General features: G+C 49.8%; 3 protein-coding genes. 2 read left to right on the top strand and 1 reads right to left on the bottom strand.

The features are described from left to right. Nucleotides 1-427: 427 nt before the first annotated feature. Entirely contained in the window at nucleotides 428-553 is a 126-nt protein-coding gene (locus RMO35_RS04815) for a hypothetical protein (RefSeq protein WP_309738943.1), read from the bottom strand. A 196-nt stretch (nucleotides 554-749) separates the two neighbouring features. Between RMO35_RS04815 and RMO35_RS04810 the strand changes: the two genes are divergently transcribed. Both RMO35_RS04810 and RMO35_RS04805 read left to right on the top strand, forming a co-directional pair. Next, nucleotides 750-2,396 carry a WD40 repeat domain-containing protein gene (locus RMO35_RS04810; RefSeq protein ID WP_309738942.1) on the top strand — a complete coding sequence of 549 codons (1,647 nt, stop codon included), beginning with the start codon at nucleotides 750-752 and terminating at the stop codon, nucleotides 2,394-2,396. Between the two features lie 279 nt (nucleotides 2,397-2,675). Continuing rightward, a partial coding sequence (locus tag RMO35_RS04805) for an NAD-dependent epimerase/dehydratase family protein (RefSeq protein ID WP_309738945.1) occupies nucleotides 2,676-2,746 on the top strand: 71 nt, incomplete at its 3' end.

Genomic DNA, 2,746 nt, shown 5'->3' with positions numbered 1-2,746 from the left:
CCGGGCGCATAGATTCCAAATACCCCACAAGCTTCTTCAGGTTTATCCACAGCATTATCGTTATCCGGCACAGCCGAGTTAGCACGAACGGGATCGGCACAGGAATCGAGGCGCAAGTCGCAATCGGGAATCATGAATGGCTATGGTGGCGAGAGGGTGGCTAAGTTTGGGCAATCGAAATAATCGAGTTTTTCAGGTGTTTGTGGTTGCTACTACTGGTGTAGCTGCCCCACTAATTACTAGCTACAGCATAACCTAGTCAGTAGCCGAATATACATCGCAAATGCAAGCGATCGAAATAAGTAATTTTAATGTGTTCGTGGCGGTCGAATTTGCCAAGCTGAATTTTTAGCTACTTATTTAGTTTGAATATTGTTAAATATTTATTAAGAATCTATTAAAGATAGCACGAAATCCGCAAGAGTACCTACAAAGATGACTGAATATTGCCCGTCATCAAAATTGCCCGTTCGATCTCCATGGCCTTTGGGGATCGAGGATCGTCGCCAGAATCCACTAAACCCACTTGCCGCAATATCGCTGTTTGTGGCATTATGAGCGTGCAGTTAGGATCTTTATTACTCCTAATAGGATCTCGATCGCGATCCACAGCTCGATCTAGTCGGTGCCATAGTGAGTCCGCCGCATAATTACTAGTCAGACGCTAGAATCGATCGATTTAATGGAGATCTATAGTATCGTAACAACTGCGAATGACGGCTATTCACAATTCAGAACCGATAACTGTAATGTCCAATTTCCATTGGTTAGACCTGAGTGAATACTTGGCGATCGCCGCCGCAGTTGTAGGCACGATCGCTGCCGCCACCTCTCTAAATTGGATGTATGCTTTAGCCCCGATCCTGCTGAGTCTAATCCTGAGTGCCATCAATCGCTGGCGATTGCAGCAAAATCTTCGTCTGCACGAGCGGACACTGGAGCGCAAACTCGATCGCGAACTCCAGCAACAGGGCGAAGTCCTACAACAAGAGATCGCCCAAGCCCGCAGTTTTGCCACTGCCCTAGTCAAGCAAACGATGGCTGCTAAAAAAACCGATCCTGCCGTCATCGCGGCGACCGATCGCCAAGAGGTCGCCATCTTGGCGCAAAAATTCGACACGCACAAACAACTCATGCTCTCAATGCAAGAGCACGTTACTGGCGTTGAGGGCAGTCTGAAAGATGTTGTCGATTTACTCGAAGGCACTGCCCTAACCGAGCGGGTCAAGTATCTCGAACGCCACCTCACCCAAGTATCTCAACAGTTAGGTCTCGAACCGATCGACCTCGATCGCATGGGCGCAAGCCTGCCGTTAGAGACAGGAGCGCCACAGCGAACCAATGCCGATCTCGTGGACACTGAGTCACCAATCGATATTAAGTCGCTACTAGAGATGATTTCCGAGGATTTGTCTAGTGGACTAATGGCTGACAATCCATCGGGCGAACTCAGTGGCGATCTGTGGGCTAAACCCGTGTGGAATCTCCAGCAAACGATCGCCGCCCATAGCGACTGGGTGCGCTGCTTGAGTTTCACCCCTGACGGTACCAATCTCGTCAGCGGTAGTTTTGATAAGACGATTAAATTGTGGCAGCTAGCTACCGGAACGGCGCTTCAGACCCTCAGAGATCATCAAAAAGGCGTATTTGCCATAGCGGTAAGTGCCGATGGCAAGCTGCTCGCTAGCGGCAGTTGGGACGAGCTAATCAAACTATGGAATTTGGAAACTGGTACCCTGCTCGAAAACTTAACTCAGCATCAAGCTTCCGTCCGATCGCTAGCAATTAGCCCCGATAGCCAAACCTTGATTAGTGGTAGCTTCGACTGCACGATCGTCCTCTGGAATTTACCCGATGGCAAAGTCGCCACCACCCTGACCGATACCGAGCCAATCGCGGCAATCGCCCTGAGTACCGACGGTCGCATTTTAGCTAGTACTGGCGACAATGGCACTGTCAAGATCTGGTCGCTGGCATCGGGTCTAGCGATCGCCCAATCGAGCGGCAATCAACATTGTATCGGTTCGCTGGCGATCGACCCCGACGGGCAGACGATCGCCGCTGGCACTGTCAATGGCTATATCGTCTTGTGGCAACTCCACCAGCGCGATCGTGCCGCACCCCAAATCGAGCTAATGCAGACGATTAAAGCGCATGCCGGACAAATCAATGCGTGTCTATTCAGTCCTGACGGTCAATATCTGATTACTGGGAGTGTCGATGGCAAAGCGAAAGTCTGGTATCGGGGCGCAGATCGGCGCTTTGGGGACAAAGCCAGAAGTATTCTCAAAGGCGATCCGGGTCGCTCGGTCATGTCGGTCGCGATCGCGCCCCACAGCCGCTTAATTGCGATCGGTGGTGCTGATGGTACGATCCAACTCTGGGAAAGAATCTAAGCAATAATACTGAAGCATACTTTGTATGCTAGATTGGTATGGTGACGACCCCAAGTGGTCTAGCAGATTCGATCGCCATTGCTCGTTCGACCGGAGCAATCGCGCGATTGCTCCGGTTATCTACGTGTTATTACTAAAAATGTGCGGTTTGCTGCCATCCATACGCGATAATTACAGAGAAATAGTCGCAATGGTTGCCGATCTGCCGATCGTCGGGAATAATACTAAAGACACTGCCATTGAACTTCTAAGCCAAATTAAATTTCAAAATTTTAAGTTATGCGAATTTTAGTCACAGGTGGTGCTGGGTTTATTGGTTCTCATCTGCTCGATCGACTCATGAAAGAGCA

It is taken from the genome of Chamaesiphon sp. OTE_20_metabat_361, assembly GCF_031364565.1.
This window is presented reverse-complemented; position numbering and strand designations above follow the sequence as displayed.

Bases quoted from the DNA above. Each gene is read 5' to 3' on its own strand.
- RMO35_RS04815 (WP_309738943.1), bottom strand. From the start codon at position 553: ATGCCACAAACAGCGATATTGCGGCAAGTGGGTTTAGTGGATTCTGGC.
- RMO35_RS04810 (WP_309738942.1), top strand. From the start codon at position 750: ATGTCCAATTTCCATTGGTTAGACCTGAGTGAATACTTGGCGATCGCC.